The organism is Spirillospora sp. NPDC048824 (genome assembly GCF_043198455.1).
GTDB lineage: Bacteria > Actinomycetota > Actinomycetes > Streptosporangiales > Streptosporangiaceae > Spirillospora.
Window position 1 is genome coordinate 1 of sequence record NZ_JBICUS010000022.1, and the last position, 21,942, is coordinate 21,942.

19 protein-coding genes, 2 tRNA genes and 1 pseudogene are annotated in these 21,942 nt (G+C 71.7%); 9 read left to right on the forward strand and 13 right to left on the reverse strand.

All coding sequences use genetic code 11. From position 1 onward, the window contains the following. The first annotated feature begins 280 nt into the window (after nt 1-280). The 5 genes and pseudogenes from ACGFIS_RS32170 to ACGFIS_RS32190 form a co-directional block, all read left to right on the forward strand. Nucleotides 281-1,090 carry a C40 family peptidase gene (locus ACGFIS_RS32170; RefSeq protein WP_392973475.1) on the forward strand — a complete coding sequence of 270 codons (810 nt, stop codon included), beginning with the start codon at nt 281-283 and terminating at the stop codon, nt 1,088-1,090. Between the two features lie 14 nt (nt 1,091-1,104). Next, nucleotides 1,105-2,022 (forward strand): phosphoadenosine phosphosulfate reductase, encoded by a 918-nt coding sequence (locus ACGFIS_RS32175; RefSeq protein WP_392903103.1) that lies wholly within the window; start codon nt 1,105-1,107, stop codon nt 2,020-2,022. A 144-nt stretch (nt 2,023-2,166) separates the two neighbouring features. Next, entirely contained in the window at nt 2,167-2,373 is a 207-nt protein-coding gene (locus tag ACGFIS_RS32180; RefSeq protein ID WP_358464976.1) for a helix-turn-helix domain-containing protein, read from the forward strand. 175 nt (nt 2,374-2,548) lie between these two features. Further along, complete coding sequence (locus tag ACGFIS_RS32185) at nt 2,549-2,827, forward strand: hypothetical protein (protein WP_392903105.1); 279 nt, start codon at nt 2,549-2,551, stop codon at nt 2,825-2,827. A 761-nt stretch (nt 2,828-3,588) separates the two neighbouring features. Next, a pseudogene (locus ACGFIS_RS32190) lies at nt 3,589-4,230 on the forward strand (tyrosine-type recombinase/integrase); the annotation flags it as partial. 154 nt (nt 4,231-4,384) lie between these two features. Here ACGFIS_RS32190 and ACGFIS_RS32195 read toward each other — a convergent pair. Both ACGFIS_RS32195 and ACGFIS_RS32200 read right to left on the reverse strand, forming a co-directional pair. Further along, a tRNA-Ser gene (locus ACGFIS_RS32195) sits at nt 4,385-4,473 on the reverse strand. Nucleotides 4,474-4,623: 150 nt separating this feature from the next. Continuing rightward, nucleotides 4,624-5,046 carry a hypothetical protein gene (locus ACGFIS_RS32200; protein ID WP_392903107.1) on the reverse strand — a complete coding sequence of 141 codons (423 nt, stop codon included), beginning with the start codon at nt 5,044-5,046 and terminating at the stop codon, nt 4,624-4,626. Between the two features lie 189 nt (nt 5,047-5,235). Here ACGFIS_RS32200 and ACGFIS_RS32205 point away from each other — a divergent pair. Continuing rightward, nucleotides 5,236-5,308: transfer RNA gene (locus ACGFIS_RS32205), tRNA-Arg, on the forward strand. Nucleotides 5,309-5,776: 468 nt separating this feature from the next. Here the strand turns inward: ACGFIS_RS32205 and ACGFIS_RS32210 are convergent. The 5 genes from ACGFIS_RS32210 to ACGFIS_RS32230 all read right to left on the reverse strand — a co-directional run bounded on the left by ACGFIS_RS32210 (nt 5,777) and on the right by ACGFIS_RS32230 (nt 9,079). After that, on the reverse strand, nt 5,777-6,082 hold the full coding sequence (locus ACGFIS_RS32210) for a hypothetical protein (RefSeq protein ID WP_392903109.1): 306 nt from the start codon (nt 6,080-6,082) through the stop codon (nt 5,777-5,779). Between the two features lie 205 nt (nt 6,083-6,287). Continuing rightward, entirely contained in the window at nt 6,288-7,643 is a 1,356-nt protein-coding gene (locus tag ACGFIS_RS32215) for a sensor histidine kinase (RefSeq protein ID WP_392973477.1), read from the reverse strand. Then, entirely contained in the window at nt 7,640-8,317 is a 678-nt protein-coding gene (locus ACGFIS_RS32220; protein WP_392903115.1) for a response regulator transcription factor, read from the reverse strand. Before ACGFIS_RS32220 ends, ACGFIS_RS32215 begins: the two co-directional genes overlap by 4 nt. A gap of 60 nt (nt 8,318-8,377) precedes the next feature. After that, nucleotides 8,378-8,869, reverse strand: a complete 492-nt coding sequence (locus ACGFIS_RS32225) for a DUF5666 domain-containing protein (RefSeq protein WP_392973479.1) — start codon at nt 8,867-8,869, stop codon at nt 8,378-8,380. A 69-nt stretch (nt 8,870-8,938) separates the two neighbouring features. Beyond that, complete coding sequence (locus ACGFIS_RS32230; protein WP_392903119.1) at nt 8,939-9,079, reverse strand: hypothetical protein; 141 nt, start codon at nt 9,077-9,079, stop codon at nt 8,939-8,941. 43 nt (nt 9,080-9,122) lie between these two features. Here ACGFIS_RS32230 and ACGFIS_RS32235 point away from each other — a divergent pair, with 43 nt between their 5' ends. After that, a complete protein-coding gene (locus ACGFIS_RS32235) occupies nt 9,123-10,466 on the forward strand; it encodes a flavin monoamine oxidase family protein (protein ID WP_392973481.1) in 1,344 nt (447 codons plus the stop codon). 59 nt (nt 10,467-10,525) lie between these two features. Continuing rightward, entirely contained in the window at nt 10,526-12,226 is a 1,701-nt protein-coding gene (locus ACGFIS_RS32240; RefSeq protein WP_392903122.1) for a hypothetical protein, read from the forward strand. Between the two features lie 111 nt (nt 12,227-12,337). Here the strand turns inward: ACGFIS_RS32240 and recQ are convergent, their stop codons facing one another. Both recQ and ACGFIS_RS32250 read right to left on the reverse strand, forming a co-directional pair. Next, a complete protein-coding gene (recQ, locus tag ACGFIS_RS32245) occupies nt 12,338-14,194 on the reverse strand; it encodes a DNA helicase RecQ (protein WP_392973483.1) in 1,857 nt (618 codons plus the stop codon). A 45-nt stretch (nt 14,195-14,239) separates the two neighbouring features. Beyond that, nucleotides 14,240-14,899 (reverse strand): HAD family hydrolase, encoded by a 660-nt coding sequence (locus ACGFIS_RS32250; RefSeq protein WP_392903126.1) that lies wholly within the window; start codon nt 14,897-14,899, stop codon nt 14,240-14,242. A 200-nt stretch (nt 14,900-15,099) separates the two neighbouring features. Between ACGFIS_RS32250 and ACGFIS_RS32255 the strand changes: the two genes are divergently transcribed. Further along, nucleotides 15,100-15,570, forward strand: coding sequence for a hypothetical protein (locus ACGFIS_RS32255; RefSeq protein WP_392903129.1), 471 nt, complete (start codon nt 15,100-15,102; stop codon nt 15,568-15,570). A 48-nt stretch (nt 15,571-15,618) separates the two neighbouring features. Here ACGFIS_RS32255 and ACGFIS_RS32260 read toward each other — a convergent pair whose 3' ends face one another. The 4 genes from ACGFIS_RS32260 to ACGFIS_RS32275 form a co-directional block, all read right to left on the reverse strand. After that, nucleotides 15,619-18,258 (reverse strand): hypothetical protein, encoded by a 2,640-nt coding sequence (locus ACGFIS_RS32260; protein ID WP_392973485.1) that lies wholly within the window; start codon nt 18,256-18,258, stop codon nt 15,619-15,621. Between the two features lie 81 nt (nt 18,259-18,339). Further along, on the reverse strand, nt 18,340-19,320 hold the full coding sequence (locus tag ACGFIS_RS32265) for a cation diffusion facilitator family transporter (protein ID WP_392903134.1): 981 nt from the start codon (nt 19,318-19,320) through the stop codon (nt 18,340-18,342). A gap of 140 nt (nt 19,321-19,460) precedes the next feature. Further along, nucleotides 19,461-20,477 (reverse strand): hemolysin family protein, encoded by a 1,017-nt coding sequence (locus ACGFIS_RS32270; RefSeq protein ID WP_392903137.1) that lies wholly within the window; start codon nt 20,475-20,477, stop codon nt 19,461-19,463. Further along, nucleotides 20,465-21,901, reverse strand: coding sequence for a hemolysin family protein (locus ACGFIS_RS32275; RefSeq protein ID WP_392903140.1), 1,437 nt, complete (start codon nt 21,899-21,901; stop codon nt 20,465-20,467). Before ACGFIS_RS32275 ends, ACGFIS_RS32270 begins: the two co-directional genes overlap by 13 nt. Nucleotides 21,902-21,942: the final 41 nt, after the last annotated feature.

The following is a 21,942-nucleotide window of genomic DNA, read 5'->3' on the forward strand; positions in this document are numbered from 1 at the left end:
CAAGCGCCGCATACCGGACGATCGACCCATCGGCGTTGCTCCGCTGCGTGAACCGCAAGTACATGACCACAGGAAACCAGGGACTCCCCTGTTCCACAGTGGAATCCCACAAACTCGTGTTACTACACTTTCGAGCCTGCCAGCCCTGGAAACCAGCGCCGCACAGCGCTGACCAGCGGCGACTCGCCGGCGATCACAGCCGTGTGTCTACGAACTGCGGAACGCGGGACCCACCGCCGAAGCCAAACGCGACATCCCGGCCGCGTATCTGCGCTGGTACATGGATGCCGCCCAATCGTGCCCCGGCCTGCCCTGGAACGTCCTGGCCGCGATCGGCAAGATCGAATCCGACCACGGCCGCTCCACCATGCCCGGCGTCCACACCGGCGAAAACCACGCCGGAGCCGGCGGACCCATGCAATTCCTCGCCGCCACCTGGGCCGCCTACGGCGCCGACGGCGACCACGACGGCCGCAAAGACCGCTACAACCCCGCCGACGCCATCTACGGCGCCGCCAACTACCTGTGCGCCAACGGCGCCGGCAAAGGCAGTAAGCGCCTCAAGCAGGCGATCTGGCGCTACAACCACGCCGACTGGTACGTCCGCAAAGTCCTCGACCAAGCCACCCGCTACGCCACCCCCACCACCAGCCGACGAGGCGCCATCGCCGTCAAGGCCGCCCTGCGCTGGCTCGGCACCCCCTACTCCTGGGGCGGCGGCGGACCCTCAGGCCCCACCTACGGCATCGCCCACGGCGCCGGCACCAAAGGCTTCGACTGCTCCGGCCTCACCCAACACGCCTGGGCCAAGGCCGGTGTCCACCTACCCCGCGTCGCCGCCGCGCAGTACAACGCAGGCACCCACATCCCCCGAGCCCAACTCCAGCCCGGCGACCTGCTCTTCTTCGCCACCAACCCCGCCAACTCCGCGACCATCCACCACGTCGGCATCTACTACGGCCGCGGCCGCATGATCCACGCCCCCTACACCGGCGACGTCGTCCGCATCGCCCAATTCGCTGGCAACCCCTACCGCGAACGCCAATACACCGGCGCCACCCGCCCCACACCATCCACCACCGAACCCTGACCGGAGGCCCACGCTTGCACCCACACCACAACCCCAACCGCCGCCACGGTTCCAGCCACGCCCCTCCAACCAGGAACCAGCACCCACCACGCAGGTCTCCGACGAAGGGGACGAAGAAGAAGCCGTCCTGCGGGCCGATCCGCGCCTTCAGCTACGGCGGCGGATGGCAATCCACCGCCGCCCTCGTCCTCGCCGCCCAAGGCCGCATCAACTTCCAACGCTTCCTATTCGCCAACGTCGGCGACGACTCCGAACACCCCGCCACCCTGCGCTACATCCGCGAACACGCCGCCCCCTACGCCGCCGCCCACGGCATCGACCTCCGTGAACTCCACCGCATCCGCCGCGACGGCACCACCGAAACCCTCTACGGCCGCCTCATCCGCGAAGGGTCCCGCTCCATCCCCATCCCCGTCCGCATGAGCAACGGAGCCCCCGGCACCCGCTCCTGCACCGCCGACTTCAAAATCCGCGTCATCGGCCGCTGGCTCAAAGCCCACGGCGCCAGCCCTGCCAACCCCGCCACCATCGCCATCGGCATCAGCCTCGACGAAATCCACCGCGCCAACACCCGCCGCCACGAACCCTACGAACGCATCGTCTACCCACTCCTGGACCTGGGCATCCGCCGCACCGACTGCCCCCGCATCATCCGCTCCGCCGGCCTGCCCGTCCCACCCAAATCCGCCTGCTGGTTCTGCCCCTTCCACCGCCTCACCACCTGGCAAGACATGCGCCGCGACCAACCAGCCCTGTTCACCAAGGCCTGCCACCTCGAAGCCACCATCAACAAACGCCGCGCCCACCTGGGCAAAGACCCCGTCTACCTCACCCGCTACAACGCCTCCCTCGCCGACGTCACCCCCACCGCCGACACCCTCCCCTTCGAGAACGGCGACGGCACCTGCGATAGCGGATGGTGCTTCACCTGACACTTCCGTCAGTCCCGGACGGCACACCGTGGCAAGCATTTGCCCGAATCTCACAGGCGGCCTGACGTATCTCTGCATCGATGCGTTCGCGCGCCCGACGTGGACGCCGCGACAGGCCAGAACACCCAACCTGGAGGCAGGATCATGGAAACCCTCAAGTCCTCGGACCTGGATGAACTTCCGACCGTCGTCAGCATCGTGACTGCAGCTCGAGCCCTTGGGCTCTCCCGCACGTATGCCTACGAACTCGCCAAGCGTGGCGATTTTCCGTGCCGAGTCATCCGGATCGGCGCGGCATACCGAGTACCTACTGCCGAGCTGCTCAAGCTGCTCGGCGTAGCCCGCCAGTAATCTGGACTCTCCTCCTGCCGATTTCGCTACGGGCCGGGGCAGCCTCTGCGTCCCGGCCCGAGGTATCTGTCAACCCCAGGGTTGACATTTACGGAGAGTGATGCTCTGATCGGTCTCCGTCATGGATCCGTCAGCAGACAAACCCCTGAGCCAAGAAGCCCCTCACGACCACGCCGTGCGTACGGTCGAGTGGCTCGCCACGCGCCTAGCCCGACTCGACCGACTCGACGCGATTGGGCGCGCCAAGGAGTGCGAAGTCCTTGCCGCATCCGGCCGAGCGTTGATCGGAGAACTGGCTGCCGTGCGTAGGGCCGCGCTGCTGGAAGCTCGCAACTCAGGCATGACGCTGACGGGTATCGCCGCCGAGCTTGACGTCAGCGTCCAGGCGATCTCGAGGGCGATCAAGAACGACCGTGGATCCGGACGATCCCGACCGAAGGAGGATGACGGGTGAAGGGACGTACCTTCAAGCGGTGTGGATGCCGCAACCCAGAGACCGGCAAGAAGTACCCAGAGGGCAAGTGCCCACAGCTCAAGAAGCGAAATCACGGTGCCTGGTGGTTTCGCTACGACGCACCACGTGGCGTGGACGGTAAGAGGCGCAGACCCTTAGTAGGTCCGTTCGCCAGTGAACGAGACGCGGACAATGCGCTGGCGGAGGAACTCGCGAAGGTTGGTCACGTAGGTCATGTGACCGATCGCTCCCTGACGGTCGGAACCTACCTCGAGAAACACTGGCTGCCAGGCAAAAGAAGCCTCGCCCGCTCAACCTACGCCGACTACGAGGAGATAGTTCATCTCTACCTGAAGCCGGCGCTCGGGCATCTACGCCTGGTGGACCTTCGTGACCGGGACGTCAACAACATGTACGAGGCGATCGCCCAAATCAACCGTCCGCTCCCCGACGGTAAGAAGCCCAGCGAAGTGCTGCGAAGGCTTACGGAGGTGAGAGCCGACTCCGCAAAGAAGCAGCATCCAGACGGTGAGCCGCGCCGAAAGAAGCAGACCAAGCCGATCTCTCCGGCCCGGATCAAGAAGATCCACGCCGTTCTCTCCTCTGCCATGGGTACCGCAGTCAAGACCAAGCGGCTGACCTACAACCCTGTGGAACATGTGGAGCTGCCCCGCGTAAAGGGGCGCCGGGCCAAGCCCATCGTCTGGACGTCCGCGCGGGTCCAGCATTGGCTTCAGACGGGCAAGGTACCTGGCCCCGTGATGGTCTGGACTCCCGCTCAAACGGGCGCGTTCCTCGACTTCGCAGCCGAGGAGCGGCTCTACGCCCTCTTCCACCTGGTCGCCTTCCGCGGACTGCGCCGCGGAGAAGTTGCAGGCCTACCCTGGACGGACACCGACCTCGACGCCAGCGAGACACTCACCGTCCGGGAGACGCGTCCAGACGATGAGTACGACGACACCAAATCCGAAGCGGGCGAGCGTTCCGTGAGCCTCGATAAGACCACCCTCGCGGCGCTGCGCTCTTGGCGTACTCGCCAGAACAAGGAGGAGCTGGCAGCCGACGCCGATATCTGGGTGGCGTCGGGACGAGTGTTCACCCGGGAGGACGGTTCGCCGCTGCGGCCAGAGTGGATCTCCCAGCGCTTCGACGCCCTGATCGAACGCTACAACGCCGTCCGTAAGAGGTACTTCGAGGAGGACTGGCCCATCGAGCGCATCGCTCGGCGACACCGGATCAGCCAGGACGCGGCCATGGTCGCCATCGACAGCGGCCCTCTACCGCCGATCCGGTTCCACGACCTCCGGCACGGCGCGGCGACGCTCGGCCTGCTCGGCAAGGTCGACATGAAGGTGATCAGCGCGACCCTCGGTCACGCTCGGTCATCGTTCACGGCAGACACCTACACCTCGGTCCTGCCCGAGGTGGCCAAGGCCGCAGCCGAAGCGGTGGCCGCCGTGGTGCCGCTGCGACGTGATGGCCACACCATGGCCACACCAGACACCAAAAACGCCCCCGCCGAGGATGGTGGTCCTCAGCGGAGGCGCTGGTCAGAGGCGGAGGATCGGGGATTTGAACCCCGGATGGGCTTGCACCCAAACCGCATTAGCAGTGCGGCGCCATAGACCGGACTAGGCGAATCCTCCAGTAGCCGTCAGGCGCAGACAGGCTACCGGTTCGGCGCGCCTACCGGCAAAGTCTGGCCCGTTGGTCCCAGCAGCATAGTCCGAGACGGCATGGCTACGCTAAGACAATCAGCCGGACGATGCGCTCCCGGGGCCGCAGGAGCGCGATGGTCAGCCCAGACGGAAGGCGCTGAAACCGCAGGCCTCGGCCAGGTCGTTGCCGTGCCGTCGCATGGCGGCGGTGTTGGGCTGGCGAGGGGTCGTGTTGCCTGAGCTCATGTCCCGCAGCAGCTCCGCCGTCTCGTCCAGGTCGCCCGCGAACGCGACAGCGGCGCTCTCGACGTCGCCGCCGGCGCTCTGGCCCTCCGCGCGGATCGCGGACGCGGTGTCGGAGAACTTCCGGGCGGTGGCGTCGGCGCCGCCGGACGACGACAGGCCGCTGGTGGAGAAGCTCCGCAGCTCCTTCTCGATGTTCTCGCAGGCGGTCTTCTTCTTGCCTCCGGCGAGGGCGTCGACCGCCCCGCAACCGGTGGAGCCGAGCATCAGGCCACCGACGGCGAGGATGCCGACCAGCTTGGTGGCAGACATGCGCATGAGGATTCTCCTTCAGGGGGTTGGGCTTCGAACGGAGTCAAACCTCGCAGGTCGCTCCCGACTCGATCACCCTTTTGGCGTACCTTCACCACAAAAAGTTCCGTGACTCAGGTCACACTCCTGCTCGCAAGTCCTGCCCGAACCGATTCGCGGACGAGTCCAGGGAGCCGGTACAGTTGTCCCCGGCAGGCACCCGTAGCTCAACGGATAGAGCATCTGACTACGGATCAGAAGGTTAGGGGTTCGAATCCCTTCGGGTGCGCACACGTCAGAGGCCTCTTCCGATCATGGAAGGGGCCTCTGTCATGTGCCGTGGGGGCAACGGGTTCGTCAGGCTTCGGAGAGAGCGCCGATCTTGGCCTCAGGCTGTCGGAGGTGGAGTGTCCGGGGCTTGGCCGCGAACTGCGGAGTGAGGACCAGCGTCCGGCGTGGCTTGGGCGTTCTGAGTCCCTGATCACCAGGCACGTCCTGCGCTTGATCGTCTTGTCGTGGTTCTTGATGCGCTTCACGGTGGTGGCCGGTCACCGTGTCGAGCCGCGTTTCGCCTGGTCGATCGTGAGCGTTCGTCCCTTTCCGGCGACCACGTGGGGAGTTGGCGAACGAGCGCCTACGTTGCCCGCCATGGTGCCTTCACGCTCTGCCTGGCCGGACGCCTTCCCCGCGCATCGCGACGCGTCCGCTGGCGTCGCTCTCGCCGACCGTCACGGGGCGCGCCGCAGGCGGTTCGATCTCAGTGCGCAAGGGCGACGATCTCGTCCACGACGGTGAGCGGAATCATCAGCGCGGCATCCCACGTCTCGTCGTCCCGGCCGATCAGCATCGTTGCCTGCCCGTCTTCGGACAGCGACCAGAAGACCGGCGAGCCCGCACAGACGCCGACCTTCAGGGAGCGGCGCTCGTCCCAACGTGCCTCACGGATCCCGCTCAGCCGAGACAAGTCCGCGAGAGGCGCCCAGATATGCACCTCCCATGTTTCGGTCTGCACGATCAACAGGGGGACCGGATCAGCGTCCACATCCAACGTCACCTCAGCCATCCCGGGATGCTGGCACATGGCGGAGCGTCCCGACAGGCGGAGGACGCCTCTGGCGAGGCACTCCGGCTCTGGGGGACTCGGGGCGCGCCCCGCTTCCGGTCTTTGGTTTGAGGGGCTCCTGCGTGTGGCCGTGCGACCGCGAGGCTTGATCAGGGCGGGGACGAGTGCCTGCGCCGGACGCGCCAAGGCAGGGGGTCTTGGCGGCCTAGGTGTGGGTTTCCGGTTCGGGTGCTGTTGGGAGGGTGAGGCGGACTGTTGTTCCGTTGGAGGGGGTGGAGAACAGTTCTGTGCGGCCGCCGTGGGCGGCGGCTATGGCGGCGACTATGGGGAGGCCCAGGCCGGTTCCGGTGGTGCCCTGGCCGGCGCGGTGGAAGCGTTCGAAGGCGCGGGCGGCGTCGGAGGCGGACATGCCGGGGCCTTCGTCGCGGACTTCGATGACTCCCGGTGCGAGGCGGATGGTCGCCGGGGTTCCGGGGGGTGTGTGGGCGCGGACGTTGGCCAGGAGGTTGGTGAGGACCTGGCGGATGCGTGCCTCGTCGACGGTCGCGATGAGGGTTTCCGGGGCGTCCAGTTCGATGGGGTGGTCGGGGGCCGTGGCGGTCGCGTCGGCGACGGCGTCGCGGGCCAGGACGACCAGGTCGGTGGGGACGGGTTCCAGGGACGCCTCGCGGTCCAGGCGGGCCAGTTCCAGGAGGTCGGTGACCAGGCGGTTCATGCGGCGCGCCTCGTCCTCGATGCGGCGCATGGCGTCGGGGAGCTCGCGGGGGCCGAGTGCGCCGTGCCGGTACAGCTCCGCGTAACCCTGGATGGCGGTGAGGGGCGTGCGGAGTTCGTGGGAGGCGTCGGCGGCGAATGCGCGGACGCGGGCCTCGGAGCGGCTGCGGGCCCAGAACGCCTGCTCGATCCGTTCCAGCATCACGTTGATGGCGGCGGCGAGGCGGGCGGTTTCGGTGCGGTGGCCGGGGTCGGGCATGCGGGCGCGCAGGTCGCCGCCGGCGGTGATGGCGTCGGCGGTGGCGGCCATCCGGCCGAGCGGGCGCAGGCCGCGGCCGATCAGCCTGCGGCCGAGCAGGGCGAGTATCGCGACGAGGACGAGGCCGGTGGCGATCTCGGAGAGCACCAGGTTGCGTACGGCCGAGTGGATCTCGCCGAGGGGGGACGCCACGATGATGACGCTGCTGCGTCTGGGGCGGGCCACGGCGCGCAGGCCCGGGAGGGAGAACGGTTCGCGGGTGCGGGCGTGGGCGTCCAGCTCGGTTCGGGGGAGGCGTTCCACTTCGGTGACGGCCTGTTCGGGGTTCGGTGCGTCGCCGCTGAGGACGCGTACCTGGTTCGCGGGGCCGACGACCAAAACCACGAACTGGGCCGGGGCGACGCCTCGTTCGGGCAGTCCGGGTCGGAGGAGGCGTGCCACGGCGCGGTCCGGGACGGCTTGGAGTTGCTCGTCCACCCGGTGCATCAGGTAGCCGTTCAGGACGAGGGCGCTCACCAGGCCCATGACCGCCAGGCCCGCGAGGGTGATGGCGAGGAGGCCGGTGAGCAGCCGGGCGTTGAGCGTCATGGCCGCAGCGCGTAGCCGACCCCGCGCTGGGTGTGGATGAGGGGCGTGCCGAGCGGGTCCAGTTTGCGGCGCAGGTAGCTGATGTAGGTCTCGACGACCTGCGGGCTGCCGTGGTCCCAGCCCCACACGCCCTCCAGGAGCTGGCCGCGCGACAGGACCCTGCCCGCGTTGCGCATGAGGTAGGCCAGGAGGCGGAACTCGGTCGGGGACAGGTCCACGGTGACGCCGCCGCGCCGGACCGTCCAGTGCGCCTCGTCCAGTTCCAGGTCGGCGACGCGCAGCACGGCGTCGGACGGGGGCGGGGCCGCCCGGCGCAGGACGGCCCGCACCCGTGCGATCAGGGCCTCGATGGAGAACGGTTTGCTGACGTAGTCGTCGCCGCCGAGGGTGAGGCCCGTGACGGTGTCGGACGGGGTGTCCCGCGCGGTCAGGAAGATCACCGGGACCTGGTCGCCGTCGGCGCGGAGCCGCCGGCAGACTTCGAAGCCGTCGACGTCGGGCAGCATGACGTCGAGCAGGACGAGGTCGGGCCGCTCGCGGGCGGCGGCCCGCAGCGCCTCGTCGCCGGTCTCCGCGGTGACGGTCGTGAAGCCGTGGAAGCGCAGCGCGACCTCGATCAGGTCACGGATGTTGGCCTCGTCGTCCACGACGAGGACCCGCCTGCCCTCGCTCATCGGCTCCCGCGCATCGTCGTCCCCTGCTCTGAAAATACCGCGCGTGCGAGCCGCCGGGGGTCAGCCGGCCTTCGGGACGCGGATGAGCTTCGCGGTGCGGGTGCCGCCGGAGCGCTCGCCCGCGACCAGGATCTTGTCACCGTCGGCGAGGTCCTTGACGGCGGCCTTCTCGTGGTCCTTGCGGACGCGGGTGTCGGCGTTGGTCGTCCAGGTCCAGGAGACGCCGTCGGCGCTCTTGACGGTCAGCGTCGTCGACGACAGGGCGGTGATCTCGCCGCGCTGCCAGGTGGCGAGGCGGAACCCGTCGTCGCGTTGGACGGTGGCCTCGCCGTGGACGCCGTGCCCGCCCAAGCGGTGACCGGGCAGGCCGTGGCCGCGCCGGAACGGGCGGTCTTCGCCGGGACGGTCCCAGCGGGGATGTTTCGGCTCGGCCGTGGGGGACGCGGACGGGGAGGGGTCGTCGGCGAAGGCGGGGACGGCGAGGTAGAGGCCCAGGCCGAGGAGGCCCGCGACGCCCACGCCGGCGGCGGCGGTCGTGTGTCTGGTTCGCATGGAGATCATGTAACCCGGTGCCGCTGGCATTAGTCCGCGCGGATCCTGGGAGAACCCTGGGAATCGTCTTCAGCTCAGGCCGTCGAGCATGGCGCCGACCAGGCGGACGGCCTCGTCTCGGGCCTGCGGCGGGTCCGCGGCGTCGGCGATGGAGAGGGCCAGTTCGGTCAGCGCGCCGTAGAACGCGGCCGTGGTGAGGACGTAACACATACATGATGTATGTCGGATGCGGTCTGCATGAGGGAGCGGTGACATGGTCGATGTCGCGATCGTCGGGGCCGGGACGGCGGGGCTGGTCGCCGCCCGCGACCTCGTCCGGGACGGGCACGAGGTGGTCGTCCTGGAGGCCCGGGACCGGGTCGGCGGACGGCTGCTGAACGGAGAACTGCCCGGCGGAGAGCCGATCGAGGTCGGCGGCCAGTGGGTCGGGCCCGGCCAGGACAGGGTGCTCGCCCTGATCGGCGAACTCGGGCTGTCCACCTACCCGACCTACGACCAGGGCAGGCACATCGCCGAGATCGGCAGGACCCGCGGCGAGTACACCGGCCGCATCCCCCGCCTCTCGCCCGTCACGCTCGCCGACATCGCGCAGGGGCAGGTGCGGGTCGAGCGCATGATGCGCGGCATCCCGGCGGACGCGCCGTGGACCGCCCGGCACGCGGCGAGGCTCGACGCCCAGACGTTCGAGACGTGGATCCGCCGGAACCTGCACACCGGCGGGGGACGCGCGTTCATGCGCCTGATCACGCAGGCGGTCTTCTCCGCCGAGGCCGAGGACATGTCGGCGCTGTGGGCGGGTTTCTACATGTCCGCCGCCGGCGGCCTGGACCCGCTGATCGACACGACCGGCGGTGCCCAGCAGGACCGGGTCTCCGGCGGGTCCCAGCGGATCGCGCTCGCGCTGGCGGACGGGCTGGGCGACCGCATCTCCCTGAACTCCCCGGTCACCGAGATCGACTGGGCGGACGACTCCGTGCGGCTCCGCACGCCGGGCGGGGAGATCCGGGCCCGCCGCGCGATCATCGCCGTCCCGCCGCCGCTGGCCGGACGCATCCGCTACACCCCCGGCCTGCCCGGTGACCGGGACCAGCTCGTCCAGCGGATGCCGATGGGACGCGTCATCAAGGTCAACGTCGTGTACGACGAGCCGTTCTGGCGCGGGGACGGGTTCAGCGGCCAGGTCACCAGCGCGCGGCGGCCGTTCGGCATCACGTTCGACAACACGCCGGAGAGCGGTGCGCCGGGCGTGCTGGTCGGGTTCCTGGAGGGGCGGCACGCCGACATCGCCGCCCGCCTGACCGAAGCGGAGCGCCGCGCCCAGGTCCTCGCCGACCTCGCCGGATACTTCGGGCCGCGGGCGAGGAAACCGGTCGCGTACATCGAGCGGGACTGGGGCGAGGAGGAGTACTCGCGCGGCTGCTACGGCGCGTTCGCCGCGCCCGGGACGCTGACCCGTTTCGGCCCGGCGCTGCGCGAACCCGTGGGGCCGCTGCGCTGGGCCGGCACCGAGACGGCGACCAGGTGGGCCGGATACATCGACGGCGCCGTCGAATCGGGGCAGCGCGCCGCCCGGGAGGCCAGGCTCAGAACGCCCTGAGCGGCGCCTCCACCCGGCCGTTACCGAGCGCTGCGCACAATGCGTGTGGGAGGTGCCCGGTGCGAACGGTGGACCGCGAGCACTACGCCGCCCTTGTGCGGCTCGCGTACCTGGTGCTGGACGACGGCGACGCCCCGCTCATGAGCGCGCGCCGGATCGCCGCCCGCGCGGCCCGGGTGCGGAAGGGCGGTTACCCGGCCATGCGGGCGCGGCTCGTCGCGATCCTGCTCACCGACCCGCCCACCGGGCGGCACCGGTTGCACCGCGTTCTCCTGGAGCCCGCGCCGGCGCCGCGGGGGCCGGTCCGGGCGGCGCTGCTGGAGCTGGCGCCGCGCGAGCGTCTCGCGTTCCTGCTGCGCCGTGACGGTCTCACCGCACCCGAGGTCGCCGCCGAGCTGGGCGTCCACGGCCAGGCGGACTTCCGGGACGTGGACCGGGCCACCGCCGCCGTGGACGCCCGGACGGGGCTGGACGAGGCCGCGCAGCGCGCCGAGATCGAGGCGTTCGAGCCCGACCTCGTACGGCTCCGCACGCCCCGCGCCGCCCGGCCCGTCTGGCGCGCCGCCGTGGCGGCCGGGCTCGCGGCCGCGCTGCTGTGCGCGGGGTTCATTCTCACCGGGCCGGACGAGGAGCCCGGCGAGCCCGCCGCGATCGACCCGCGGGCGTGGCGGACGACCCGCACGCCGACCATCGATGAATGGCCCGCCCAGGGCGGGCTGCGGCACGACGCCCGGCTGCTGCGCCGGGCCGCCGGCGCGTGGCGGGCCCACCACCGGCACCCGCCGCTCGGCCGCATCGTCGTCCTGTACGCCGGGACGGTGGACGGCGCGTCCCTCGTCGTTCTGCGCGACTCCCCCGGCCCGCGGGACACCCCCAGCGTGGCGCAGTACTTCGAGCGGCGCCTGTCGCGCGGCGTGGAGTCGGTCCGCAGGCTCGGGACGGGCGATGGGCAGCTCATCATGCTGGGCATGACGTGGCGTTACCTCGTCCCGCCGTGGCTGCGGGACGTGCGGGCGGCGGTGCCGTCCGGGCGCTCCCCGGACTGGACGCCGGTGGCGGTCCGGGACGGGCTGAGCGATCCGCTGCCGTGGGACTGGTTCACGCGACCCTGCCAGAACTATGTGGCGTTCCAGATGACGTTCCGGCCGGCCGCAGGCGGGTCGCCGCGGACGGTCACGCAGCTCGCCTCGCACGACCCGCACGCCGCGGCGCCGCGGGTGTGGTTCCGTGACCCGCCGGAGGAGGCGGAGCGGTTCCGCTGGGCGGCGCTGCACGCCGTCGCCTGCGAGGCGGCGACGTCGCTGAGCGAGTCGGGCGACCTGCGGCTGGGGCATCTGTGGAGCGGCGACCTGCCCGACGGCGGCGGCCGGGCGACGCTGCTGACGGTGGACGCGTCGTCGCCGTGGGCCGCCCCGGGCAGCTCGATCCTGATCTCCGGCGGCGGGCGGGCTCTGTCCGAGCGGGGCGGGACGAACAGCGACACCACCTCCGCCGCCGCGACGGTGGCCGCCGCCGTGTGGTGGCGGTCGCCCCGGCGCTGGCATCTGGTGGCGGCGGGAGGCCCGGGCGTCACGCGGCTGAGGACGGCCGGCGAGCTGGGCTCCCACGAGAAGGGGGCGGACCGGCGGGACGGGACGCCCCTGCTGGTGGTGCCGGGCCCGCGCACCAGCGGGGCGCGCGCGGAGAGGGCCGGCCTCCCGGTCGTCCACGTCGTGGCCTACGAGAGGGACGGGGACCGCACGGTCATCAGCCCTTCGTGACATGCGGGGCCGATGCCAGGGGCGGGGTCGGCTCGGCGGTCGTCGCGGGGTGCCGGCCGCTGCGGACTACGGGGGGGTCGTGCGAGGGAATCGGGGGCGAGGCTCGTGCGGTCATTCCTCGTCTGAGGCGGAGGCGGCGAGGGTTTCCAGGACCTGGTCGCCGTACTTGGCGAGCTTGTTCTCGCCGACGCCGTTCACGCGGCCCAGTTCGGTGAGGGACGACGGGAGGGCGGTCGCGATCTCCCGCAGTGTCGCGTCGTGGAAGATGACGTAGGCGGGGACACCCTGTTCCTTGGCGGCGGCGGCGCGCCAGGCGCGGAGACGTTCGAAGATCGGCATGGACTCGGCGGGCAGCTCGACGGGAGCCTTGCGGTCCTTGGCGGTCTTCGCGGCCTTCGTTGCGGGACGTTCGGGTTCGCGGCGCATCATCACCTTGCGCTCCCCGCGCAGGACGTCGGCGCTCGCGTCGGTCTGGAGCAGTGTGCCGTGGTTGCTCTCGACGGCGATCAGGCCCTGGGCGAGGAGCTGCCGGACGACGCCGCGCCATTCGGCCTCGCGCAGGTCGGCGCCGACCCCGAAGGGCTTCAGGGAGTCGTGGTCGAACTGGATGACCTTGGCGCTCTTCTTGCCGAGCAGGATGTCGATGATGTGCCCGGCGCCGAACTTCTGCCGCCGTTCCCGGTCGAGCCGCACGATCACCGACAGGACCTTCTGCGCGGGGACGGTCGCGTCCCACGTCTCGGGCGGTGTCAGGCACGTGTCGCAGTTGCCGCACGGCTCGCCGGACTGGCCGAAGTAGTTCAGCAGCTGGACGCGGCGGCATTCGACGGTCTCGCAGAGGGCGAGCATGGAGTCGAGGTGCATGGCCTGGCGGCGGCGGAACGCGGCGTCGCCCTCGCCGCCGTCGATCATCTTGCGGAGGTTGACGACGTCCTGAAGGCCGTAGGCGAGCCAGGCGGTGGACGGGAGGCCGTCGCGTCCGGCGCGCCCGGTCTCCTGGTAGTAGCCCTCGACGGACTTGGGCAGGTCGAGGTGGGCGACGAAGCGGACGTCGGGCTTGTCGATGCCCATGCCGAACGCGATCGTCGCGACGATGACGAGGCCGTCCTCGCGGAGGAAACGCGACTGGTTGGCGGCGCGGATCCGCGCGTCAAGGCCGGCGTGGTACGGGAGGGCCTCGATGCCGTTCTCGGTGAGGAACGCGGCGTGCTTCTCCACCGAGTTGCGGGACAGGCAGTACACGATGCCCGCGTCGCCCTTGTGCTCGGTCTGGAGGAGGCGCAGGAGCTGGCGCTTGGCGTCGGTCTTCGGCTCGATCCGGTACTGGATGTTGGGTCGGTCGAAGCTCGCGACGTAATGGCGTGTCTTCGCCCCCGGGCCGACCTCAAGCCGGAGGCGGGACGCGATCTCGCCCCGGGTCGCCTCGGTGGCGGTCGCGGTGAGGGCGATGCGGGGGATGTCGGGCCAGCGTTCGTGCAGGCCGGACAGCATCAGGTAGTCGGGGCGGAAGTCGTGCCCCCACTGGGACACGCAGTGCGCCTCGTCGATCGCGAACAGCGAGACCGTCCCGCGGTCGAGCAGCTCGACGGTCGAGGCGAGCTTCAGCCGCTCGGGCGCCAGGTACAGCAGGTCGAGTTCGCCGGCGACGAACTGCGCCTCGGTGACGCGGCGCTCGTCGAGGTCCTGGGTGGAGTTGAGGAAGCCCGCCTGGACGCCGAGGGCCCGCAGCGCGTCCACCTGGTCCTGCATGAGGGCGATGAGCGGCGAGATGACGATGCCGGTGCCTTTGCGGACGAGCGCGGGGATCTGGTAGCACAGCGACTTCCCGCCGCCGGTCGGCATCAGGACCAGGGCGTCCCCGCCGGAGACCACATGCTCGATGATCTCGCGCTGGCCGTCCCGGAACGCGTCGTACCCGAACACGCGCCGCAGGGTGTCGAGGGTCTCCGGAGTCTCGGGGGAAGCCATCGGCCCATACTATGAGCGCCCGCCGACGCCCGCCCCCGGGAACGCTCAGCTGTGGATGACCTCCACCAGCTCCGGGGTCACCTCGTCCAGGTCACCGGCGACGTGCGCGGCGAGTTCCAGCGCGTCGGACGCGGGCGGGTGCGCCGGACGCGGGATGGCGATCACCGTCATCCCCGCGGCGTGCGCCGACCGGAGCCCGTTGCTGGAGTCCTCGATGGCGACGCAGGCGCTCGCGGGCACCTCCATCCGTGCGGCCACGGTCAGGTACCCGTCCGGGGCGGGCTTGCCGCGGTCGACCTCCTCGGTCGAGATGGTGGCGAGGAACCGCCCGTACACCCCGAGCTTGCCGAGCACCAGGTCGATGAGGGCGCGCGGGGACGAGCTGGCGAGGCCGAGCGGACGGTACCCGGACATCCGGTGGACGGCGTCCTCCGCCCCCGGCAGCAGCGGCAGCCCGGCCTCGTACCGCTGGAGCATCCGGTCGATCACCTCGTAGGCGACCTCCTCCGCCGTGACGCCGTCGATGAGGTCGGTGGCGAGGTAGCGGGCCCACTCTTCGGTGCTCATGCCCATGAGGCGGTCCTGGGTGTCGGGCAGCCAGCGTCCGCCGTGTTCGGCGACGTACGCGCGCCGCACCTCCTCCCACACCGGCTCCGAGTCGATCAGGACGCCGTCCAGATCGAAGACGATGGCCTCGACGGGCATGGGTTCCTCCCGGGTTCGTCGGTGCGCCCTCCCGGCAACGGGCACTACCCGGTGAGGTCGGGAGGGAACCTTCCGCATCGGTTCGGACGAATGCCCTCTGACCTGTATTTATCCGACGAATGCGACACGACCCGGTTGCAGTCTGGCATGGTGGAGAACCTCCGTACCCCCTCCGGAGTCACTGCAGAGGAGATCTGCCCATGGTGTTCCTCGGTTTCCTGCTCGTCGCGGCCGCCGTCGCCGCAGGAGTCGGCGTCGTCCTCGACAACACCGACGCCGCGAACCTCGTCGTTTTCGGCCAGTCCGTTCCCGGCGTGAACGAGCAATGGCAGGTCTTCCTCGCCGGCGCGGCCGTGGCCATCGTCTTCTTCAGCGGGATGCTGCTCACCTTCGCAGGCGCCGGCCGCCGCCTGCGCACCCGACGCGACCTGCGCGACCTGCGCGAGGAACACGAGGAGTCGCTCACCTCCCTGGTCGCGGAGAAGCGCCGCCTGGAGCGCGAACTCGCCCAGGTTCGGCAGGGCCCCCGCCCCGTCCGGGCCCCGTCCGGGCCGTCCGGCAACACCGGACCGGTTCCGCGGCGCGAGCCGGCCGCCGCCGTCCAGGGCGCCCACGTCGCACCCCGCGCGAAGAACCCCGGCGCCTCGCCGTTCTTCACCCGGAACGACTGACGGGCTCCGGGCCGCGGCGGCGCCCCCCGCGCGGAGCCGACCGGCCGCTCAGCCGCCGAGCAGGTGGGGGGCCGCGGTCGCGGCGCGTCCGAACGGGCCGTCCTCCAGCCTGCCGGACGGGGCCCCGGCGTACTCCCGGTACGACGGCGGACGGGAGCCCGCCGCGCCCAGAAGCACCCAGCGCCGGGCCCGGACGGCGCCGATGAGGAACTCGCCGTCGGTGACCTCCCCCGCGTCCGCGACGATCAACGCGTCGAACTCCTCGTCGCGGGCGGTCAGCGCGACACCCGCCGGGGTCCCGATGACGAGGTCGGCGGTACGGAGCAGCACCTCGCTCCCCGCGGCCAGCCCGCCCTCCAGGTAGCCGGTGAGCTGCTCGATGCGGGCCATCGCGCGCCGCTGATGCGCGGGGACGACCTCGGGGTCGGCGGCGGGATCCGAGCCGCAGACCTCCACGACGTTCTCCCGCGAACGGGCCTCGGTGCGCTGCGCGGTCTCCAGATCGGCCTCACGGCGGGACATCTCCTCGGCCGCCTCGGCGGTGCGGCGTTCGAGCGCCGCCTCCGCCTCCGCGGCCCGGGCCGTGGCGGTCTCCGCGTCCGACCGGGCCCGTCCCGCCGCCGCGAGGGCCCGTTCGCGGGACGTCCGGGCGGCGTTCACCCGGTCCTCGATCTCCTGCGCGGCCTGCCGCGCGGTGCGCGCCCGGACGGCCGCCTGCGTGGCCCGCTCCACCGACTCCGACGCCAGCCGCGCCTGCTCCTCATGCTCGGCGCCCGCGGTCTCCCGCTCCGACGCCAGCCAGGTCAGCTCCGTCCCCAGGCGTTCCTGCGCCTCCTGCGCCGCCTTGAGCCGCGCTCCGCCCTCCGACACGAACGACGCCAGGCCCCGCCGGATCCGCTCCGCGTTCTCCGCCGCGTCCTTGGCCTCACGCGCCCGCCGCGCGGCCTCGTCCGCCTCCCGCGTCTTGGCCTTGACCTCCGCGCGCAGGCCCTTCCAGTTTGACGGCGGCGCCGCCACATGCAGCCGCTGCCCGAACGACATCTTCCGGCGTACCGCGGACAGCGCCGACTCCGCCGAGACGAGCCGGTAGTAGGCGGCGTGGCCCTCCGCCGCCGCGTCCGCGTCCGCCGCCGTCAGCCGGTGGGCCTCCTCCGCCGCGCCGGGCAGAGCCCCCCGCGCCTGCGCCAGCTCGTCGGTCAGGGACGCCTCCGCCTGCCGCGCCGCCTGCAACTCCGCCTGTGCGGTCTTGGCGCGCTCGTCCATCTGGACGCAGCGCGCGTAGGTGGCGTCGGCCGTCCGGGTCAGGGCGTTCGCCTCCGCCGCCGCCTCGTCCGCGATCGTCTGGAGCCGCTCCGCCTCCGCGCGCGGACCCGTCAGCTCCTCCTCCGCCTCCTCCTGGACTGCGGCGAGCCGCTCCGCCTCCGCCTCGGCCTCCTCGGCGGCCCGCCCGGCGCCCTCCGCCGCGTTCCGGGACTCCCCGATCGTGTGCGCCAAGGCCGCCTGCTCGGCCTCCAGCTCCTCGCCCCTCCGCAGATGCTCCGCCTGGACGGACCTCAGCGTCGCCGCGTCCCTGGGCCACTGCTCCAGCCACATCAGCCCGCGACGCAGCAGACGCGTCTCGGTGTCCCACGAATGCCGCCACGCCTCCCCGACCGGACGCAGCGCCGCCGACCGCACCCGAGTCTCCGGCGCGGACGGCCCCTCCTCCGGGACGGCGGGCTCCGCCTCGGGCCGCACGGGCAGCGGCTCGGCCCTGGTGACCGCCGACGAGTTCTCCTCCGGCTCCGGTTCGGGCCGCCCCGTCACGGGCCTGAACTCGACCGTCCCACCGGAACCGGGCTCCCGCATCGGCGGTGCCTCGACGGCCTCCTCGTCCACCGGCGGCATGGCCCGCGTCGCCACCGAACGGGCCTCCGCCGTCGCCGGGCGGGTCTCGATCAGCAGAGAGAAGACCTCGGGATCGTTCTCCAGGCCCCGCAGCAGGTCGGCGGCCCGTTCCGGCGTGGGAGCGACCAGCAGCGCCCGGCCGTCCGCCGCCGCCAGTTCCTTCACGATCTCCCGGACGACCTCGTCTCCGCGTTCCGCCTGGACGAGCCGGACCTCCTCCGTCCCCGCCTCCAGCGAACCGGGCGCGACGAGGAACCGCGCGAGCACCTCCCAGTCCCCCGTGACCCGTCCCTCCCGCAACGCCCGGAGGGCCGCGATGTGCGGCGCCCAGCCGACCGGCGGGACGTCCTCGGGTACCTCCCGCAGCCGCGCGTCGAGTCGCTCGTAGAACCCGGTCAGCGGCCCGTACACGCTTTCGACCAGCTCACGCCCGCCCCACCCGTCCTCGGCGGCCTCCGTCCCGAGCGGCGGTGTCGGCTCACGCCCTTCCTCGACCTCGTCGAGCGGCATGGTCTCGAACGCCGCCCGGGGGTCCAGCCCGGCCGGATCTTCCCCGGTCCGCTCTTCGTCGGCCGGCTCTTCGGGCGGAGCGGGCACCGGGACGTCCTCGGGAGCGTCGTCCGCCGGGGAGGCGGGTGTGGGCTCAAGGTCGTCCGCCGCGTTGCCGAAGGTGCTCTTCGGGCGGGGGGCGACGACGGTGGGGACGTCGGAGGGCGGGACGTAGGCAGGCGTGGTGTTCTCGTCTCCGAGGGTTTCCGGGCTCTCTTCGTCAGGCCCGTTGGTTTCTGATGGCTGATTCACCGACGACATCCCGTCCCAGATCGACCGCCCGGGGCCGTAATTTCCCGTTCTGCGCCGGACTAACGTCTCACAGGTCGATGATCATCGGTGTCCGGCCAGCGCGGCGTGATGATCTTCACCGTGGCGGGCCTCCGGGTCGGGGTGGACGACGGCGCCGGACAGGCGGGGGAGCGCGTGCAGGAGGCTGTGCTCGGCCTCGACGGCGACCTGGTGGGCGCGGACGACGGTCGAGGCGGGGTCGACGACGACGTCGCATTCGGCGCGGAGATGGTGGCCGATCCAGCGGAGGCGGACGTCGCCCACGGCGAGGACGCCCGGCGTGGAGGACAGGGCGGCCTCGGCGCGGTCGACGAGGACGGGGTCCACGGCGTCCATGAGGCGGCGCCAGACCTCGCGGGCCGTCTGCCACAGGACGGCCAGGATCGCGACGGTGATGAGAAGGCCGACGACGGGGTCGGCCCAGGGTGCGCCCAGGGCGAGCCCTCCGGCGCCCAGCAGGACGGCGAGGGACGCGAAGCCGTCCGTGCGGGCGTGGAGGCCGTCGGCGACGAGGGCGGCCGAGCCGATGCGGCGGCCCACGCGGACGCGGTAGCGGGCCACGAGTTCGTTGCCGGCGAAGCCGATGAGGGCGGCGCCCGCGACGGCGGCCAGGTGTTCCACAGGCTGTGGATGGGCGAGCCGCTGCACGGCCGCGTACCCGGCGGCCAGCGCCGATGCGGCGATGGCCAGGACGATGACGACGCCCGCGAGGTCCTCGGCGCGTCCGTATCCGTAGGTGTAGCGGCGGGTCGGCGGGCGCCTGCCGAGGAGGAACGCGATTCCCAGCGGGACGGCGGTCAGGGCGTCGGCGGCGTTGTGGAGCGTGTCGCCCAGCAGCGCCACCGAGCCGGTGAACGCGTACACGACGGCCTGGAGAACGGTGGTCGCGCCGAGGCCGGCGAGAGAGATCCACAGGGCGCGCATGCCCTGGGCACTGGCCTCCATCGCGGAGTCCACCTTGTCGGCCGCCTCGTGCGAGTGGGGCCGCAGGAGGTGGAGCAACCGGCGCTTGAGCGATCGCACACGACCGTGTCCGTGCCCGTGCCCCTGTGTTTGCCCGTGCCCATGACCGTGACCGTGTCCGCTCATATGGCCAGGATGACCCGGATATCCCGTTGCAGCACCTCGACACCTGCGCCGTCGTCGCAGGTGCGCGGCGTGCGTCAGTGCGGGTTCGTGGCCAGAAGCTCCGCCAGGAGGTCGTCCAGCGTGACGATGCCCGCGAACTCGCCCCGCTCGTCGTTGATGACGGCGAGCGGGGCCCGGGCGCGGCGCATGCGGCTGACCGCGTCCAGGACCGTCGTCTCCGCCGTGAGGACGGTCGCCGGGTGGGCCATCTCGTCCGCGCGGCGTTCGCCGTCCGGTTCGGTGATGGCCGCCCGGACGTGCACGATCCCGGTCATCGCGCCGTCGCGGTCGCGGACGAGCAGCCGGTTGTGGCCACTGGCGGTGGCGGTCCGGCGGATCTGCGCCGCGGTCGCGTCCGCGCCGATCGCGGTCACGGACGTCGCCGGCACCACCAGATGCCCGACGGTGGCCTCCCGCGCCGAGATCGCCCGGCGGAGCAGCTCGTGGTCACGGCGTCCGATGAGGCCGAGGCGGCGGGACTCGCCGACCAGGTGGCTGAGCCGGGCCGGGTCGGTGTGGCTGTCCAGCTCGTCCTTCGGCGTGACGCGGAAGAGCCGCAGCAGCGCGTTCGTCGTCGAGTTCAGCGCCGACAGGATCGGCCTGGACACCTTCGCGAACGCGCGGAACGGCAGCGCGAGGATCAGCGCCGAGCGTTCCGGGTGCGTGATCGCCCACGACTTCGGCGCCATCTCCCCGATGACCATGTGCAGGAACGTGACGACGGCGAGGGCGGTGCCGAGCGCGATGGCCTTCGTCCCGGCGTCGGGGACGCCGAGCGCGTGCAGCGGCGGTTCCAGGAGGTGCTCGAACGCGGGCTCGGTGACGATCGCGAGGCCCAGCGAGCACATCGTGATGCCGAACTGGGCGCCGGCGAGCATCAGCGACAGTTCCCGGACGCCGGCGAGCGCGGCGACGGCGGGCCGGCTGCCCGTGGCGGCGGCGCGTTCGAGCTGGGGGCGGTTCGCCGCGACCAGCGCGAACTCGGCAGCGACGAAGAACCCGTTCCCGACCAGCAGCAGAACGGTGATCAGCAGCGTGGTCAGCGGGTCCACGACGCCTCCGAACCGGACGGGACCGTGTCGTCCTCGGCGGCGGCAGCCGGAGCCGGCACCTCGGACGCCTCGGACGGCTCGGACGGCTCGGCGGAGCCCCGCGGGCGTTCCGCCGGGACGGCCGACGGCGCCTTGATCAGGATCTTCTCGGCGACGCGGCGGGCCACGCTCACGACCTCCAGCTCGACCGAGCCGGCCTCCACGTCGACGGTGAGGCGGTCCCCGGGGGACGGCAGCCGGCGCAGCTCCGCCATGACCAGCCCCCCGAGGGTGTCGTAGGCGTCGCCCTCGGGCAGGTCGAGCTTGGTCAGCCGGCCGACCTCGTCGATGCGCATGCCCGCGTCGACGAGCCAGGACCCGTCGGGCCCGGAGGTCGGAATCTCCTCCTGCGCGTCGGTCTCGTCCGCGATCTCCCCGACGAGCTCCTCGGCGACGTCCTCGAAGGTGAGGATGCCGGCGAGGCCGCCGTACTCGTCGACGACGCAGGCGAACTCCTCGCCGGAGTCGCGCATGTGCTCGATCACCCCGTACAGCGGCTGGCTGCCGGGGACGAGCAGCGCCGGCCGCGCGACGCGGCCGACGGGGGTGGCGGGGTCGAGGGTGTCGTCGGCGACCTCGCGGACGCCCGCGACGCCGATCACGTCGTCGACCTCCTGGCCGTAGACGGGGTAGGCGCTGTGCCCGGTCTCGCGGATCAGCGCGACGAGGTCGGCGACGGGCGCGGTGGCCGGCAGCGTCCGGACCTGCGGCCTGGGCACCATGACCTCGTCGGCCGTGAGGTCGCCGAACGACAGCGCCCGGTCCAGCAGGCCGGACAGGTCGGCGGGCAGGTGCCCGGAACTGTGCGACTTGCCGATGATGTCGCCGAGCTCCTCAAGCGTCGCGCCGCTGTGCAGCTCCTCGACGGGCTCGACGCCGACGGCGCGCAGCAGGCGCTCGGCGGAACTGTCGAACAGCCGGATCAGCGGCCCCGCGATCGTCAGGTAGATCAGGGTGGACGCGGCCAGCGCGCGCGCCAGCGACTCGGCGCGCGCGAGCGCGAGGTTCTTGGGGAACAGCTCGCCCAGCAGCATCTGGATGAGCGTCGCCAGGACGAATCCGGTGGCGAGCGCGATCGCGCCCGTCGCGCCCATGGGGACTCCCGCGACCTCCAGCAGCGGCTGGATCAGCTCTGCGAGGGCGGGTTTGGCGATGAAGCCGACGACCAGGGTCGTCATCGTGATGCCGAGCTGCGCGCCCGACAGCATGAACGAAACCCTGCCGATGACCTTCAGTGCCCGTTTCGCGGGAATGTCGCCACGTTCGGCGGCCTGTTCCAGAGTCGCGCGGTCAGCGGCGACGTAGGCGAACTCCTGGGCGACGAAGTATCCGGTGGCGGCGGTGAGAAGGATCACCGCCAGCACCCCCAGCACCGCGGTCAGCATGGGGCACCGGGTCTATGACTGGGGTCCGGCACTGCGGACTC